Genomic DNA, 3,599 nt, shown 5'->3' on the forward strand with positions numbered 1-3,599 from the left:
GCCCGGCTTCGGGCGACTCCTGCTGAACCACGGTCACGGCCACAGAGTCGGCATCGGCGTCGGCATCGGCGAGTGCCGGGTAGTCGGTGTACCCGCGCTCGTCGCCACCGTAGAAGGTGGCGCGGTCCGGCGAGTTGAACGGGCCGCCGGCCGCGAGCCGGACGGGCAGGTCGGGGTTGGCCAGGAACAGCGTCCCAAAACTGAGGATGTCGGTGGTGCCGTTCTCCACGAGCGACAGCTCCTCCGGCCCGGTCGGGTGGTCGGGGGTGAGCGGGTTGAGGATGAGCGGACCGCCGAAGCGATCCCGCAGCTCTCGGGTCAGCTCGCGCCCGGTGTTCTCCGCAATGTGCAGGTATGCAAGCCCCAGCGGAGCGACCGCGTCCACCAGCGCGACGTAGGTGTCGCGCACGTCGTCCTCGGTGATGTCGTTGAAGGTGGTGCCCGGCGAGATCCGCAGGCCGACCCGATGAGCGCCGATCGCGGCGGCGACCGCCCGGGTGACCTCCACAGCGAACCGGATCCGACCCGCCGCCGAGCCGCCCCAGCCGTCGGTGCGCCGGTTGGTGCCGCTGGCAAGGAACTGGTGCACGAGGTAGCCGTTGGCGCCGTGGATCTCGACGCCGTCGAAGCCGGCTTCGACGGCGTTACGGGCCGCGGCGACGAAATCGGCGATGATCTCGATGATGCCCTGCTCGGTCAGCTCGGCCGGGATGACGAAGTCCTGCATACCCTCGCCGGTGAACGCCTGGCCGGCCGGGCGGACCGCCGAGGGGGCCACCGGGACGAGACCGCCCGGCAGCAGGTCGGGATGACTGATGCGACCAGCGTGCATCACCTGGACAAAGATCACTCCGCCGGCCTCGTGCACGGCGCCGGTCACCTGCTGCCAGGCCCGCACCTGCTCCTCACTGTGCAGGCCCGGGGTGTTCGGGTAACCCTGTCCACCGACGGAGGGCTGGGTGCCCTCGGTGATGAGGAGCCCGGCGCCGGCACGCTGGGCGTAGTAGGTGGCCGTGGCCGGAGCCGGGACTGCGCCGGGGGCCCGGTTACGGGTCATGGGGGCCAGTGCGATGCGGTTTGCCAGGCGAAGTCCGCCCAGATCGATCGGGTCGAACGCGGTGGTCATGAGGCTCCCTCTCGTCGGCGTCACGGCTCACCCCAGGGCGCCGCGCCTGTACCTACCGAACAGGTACATCGCCGGGCAGCCTTCCCGCCGCCCCAGAAATGTGATGCCCGCCACGGGCCCCGGTCGGCGCGGTCAGGCCACCGGGAGCAGGTCGGCGCCGCCGCGCCCGGTGTCGATGTCACCGGTCTCTCCGGCCGCGGCCGCCCGGCTGCCGTACAGCCGGACGTAAGCGATGAAGCCGCCGAACGCCACCGCGCCGATCCCGATCCGGATCGCCGTGGGCAGCCCCGACGGGGTCACGAACGCCTCGATCAGCCCGGAGACGGCCAGCACGAGCGCCATCCCCATCGTGACGGCCACCGCTGCGCGCCCCTCTGCGGCCAGGGCCTCCACCCGCCTGCGCGGACCCGGTGCAATGATCGTCCAACCGAGACGCAGCCCGACCCCGCCCGCAACGAACACGACCGTGAGCTCCAGCAGGCCGTGCGGGAGGATCAGGCTGAAGAACTGCCCGCTCTCCCCGCAGCTGGTCATGTATCCGCCGACGACGCCGAGATTCAGCGCGTTCAGCAACATGACCAGCAGGGTCGGGAGACCCAGCAGCACCCCGGAGACCACCGCCTGCGCGGACACCCAGGCGTTGTTCGTCCACACCTGACTAGCGAAGGACGAGGCCGGATTCTCGGTGTAGTAGGACGCGAAGCCGTGGCGGCACAGATCCGCGACCGCGTCCGGCGCACGCAGGTTCGCCTGTACCTCGGCGTCGTGCACGACCCACAGACCGACGGCCAGCGCGACGAGCAGGGAGCCGAGCGCCGTCGCGACAGCCCACCATCGGCGTTCGTACACGGCCACCGGAAACGTCACCGCGAAGAAACGACCGACGATGTGCCAGCCGGGGTCAGGTGCGCCGCCCACCGCCGCCCGGCCTCGCGTCACCAGGTTCGTCAGATCGTCGACCAGGGTCGTGTCGTACGACCGGCTGCGGATAACCGAGAGGTGGGTAGCCGCGCGCTGGTACAACTCGACCAGTTCGTCGAGCTCGTCCGGTGCCATCCGCCGCGGCCGGCCGGCCTTGTCGACGAGCCGACCAAGCCGGACCCATTCCGGCCGGTGCACGGCGACGTACGCATCAAGATCCATGACGGCCTCATCCTCCCAGACCGTCGAGATCCTCGCAGACCGTCGAGCCGCACGCGTCCGAACCGTCCTCACCGCTGTCAGCGGCACCACCCGGCGAGGAGGAGCGAACCGGGCGGCGTAGGCCATAAAGTGATGTCCGGATACCCATCGAGGTCCCGGGGGGCCCAGATGAACCAGGTCGTCACGGGAAAGGGATCCGCCGGTCTCGCCGGCACGGGTGTCCTCACGGGTGAGGCGATCGTCACAGGTGAAGCGATCACCATCGAACTGCGGGTGGCTCGGCTGGGCTCCCGTCTGATCGCCGGCCTGCTCGACCTGCTCATCCAGCTCTACATCCTCTACGCGGTCGGCGCCGCGGCCCTACTGATCGTGCGGCCCGACAACGACGCCCTGATCGCCACGGTGTTCCTGCTGGTCTATGTCGGCATCGTGCTCGGGTACCCGGTCACCTGCGAGACGCTGACGCGCGGGCGGACCCTCGGCAAGATGACCCTGGGGCTGCGCGTCGTCCGCGACGACGGAGGTCCCATCCACTTCCGGCACGCGTTCGCCCGGGGTCTGGTCGGGGCGGTCGTCGAACGTCCCGGACTGCTGCTGGGCCTGCCCGCAGTGATCAGCATGCTGGTGTCGAAACACGCGAAGCGGCTGGGGGACGTCTTCGCCGGCACGGTCGTCCTGCAGGCCAGCGTGCCGCGCACTGGCGGAGTGCCGGCGTCCGTCCCGCCCCAGCTCGTCGGCTGGGCCGCCACCCTTGACCTCACCGGGTTGGATGATGCTCTGGCCCTGCGTGCCCGCCAGTTCCTCGGCCGGGCACACGAGCTGTCCCCGCAGGCCCTCGAATGCCTCGGCAGCGGGCTGGTCCGGGAGGTGCGAGCCGTCGTGACACCACCGCCGCCGCCCGGCACGCCGGGCTGGGCCTACCTGTCCGCCGTGCTGGCCGAGCGAACCCGGCGTGCCTACCACCGGCTGACGGCGAACCGGCCGAGATCGACACCCTCCCCCGCCTTCGCCCCGTACCCGGGTGCCCAGTACCCGACGGCCCAGTACCCGACGGCCCAATACCCGACGGCTCAGGACCAATCCCCGCAACCCCCCTATCCCACGGCCCCGCAGCCCCCGCCGGGCCGGTGACCCGGCCGCCCTCACCGGTCCCCGGCAGCCAGCCAGCCCATCGTCCGGCCGCACCCGCCCGGACCGGCCGGGGCACGCACCATCAGATCCACACTTCCTTAACGTCTGCTAAACAATGTAGGACGTACCGCACACACCGGACGTGGCGGCTGGTCCGCCGGTGAAACGCACGTCTAGGGTATGTTTGGGAAGGTCATCG

The 3,599-nt window shown here is 70.7% G+C and carries 3 protein-coding genes; 1 reads left to right on the top strand and 2 read right to left on the bottom strand.

The annotated features are described in order from the left end of the window. Both AC08OU_RS23600 and AC08OU_RS23605 read right to left on the bottom strand, forming a co-directional pair. On the bottom strand, window positions 1–1,126 hold a 1,126-nt coding region (locus AC08OU_RS23600), incomplete at its 3' end, for an alkene reductase (RefSeq protein WP_476605846.1). Between the two features lie 132 nt (window positions 1,127–1,258). After that, window positions 1,259–2,269 (bottom strand): stage II sporulation protein M, encoded by a 1,011-nt coding sequence (locus tag AC08OU_RS23605; protein ID WP_476605847.1) that lies wholly within the window; start codon window positions 2,267–2,269, stop codon window positions 1,259–1,261. A gap of 168 nt (window positions 2,270–2,437) precedes the next feature. On the opposite strand from AC08OU_RS23605, the gene AC08OU_RS23610 reads away from it, so the two are divergent. Further along, the gene (locus AC08OU_RS23610; RefSeq protein WP_476605848.1) at window positions 2,438–3,400 is read left to right on the top strand and encodes an RDD family protein; all 963 of its coding nucleotides are present in this window, start codon (window positions 2,438–2,440) and stop codon (window positions 3,398–3,400) included. Window positions 3,401–3,599 lie beyond the last annotated feature (199 nt).

Source organism: Frankia sp. CcMO1 (genome assembly GCF_977945845.1).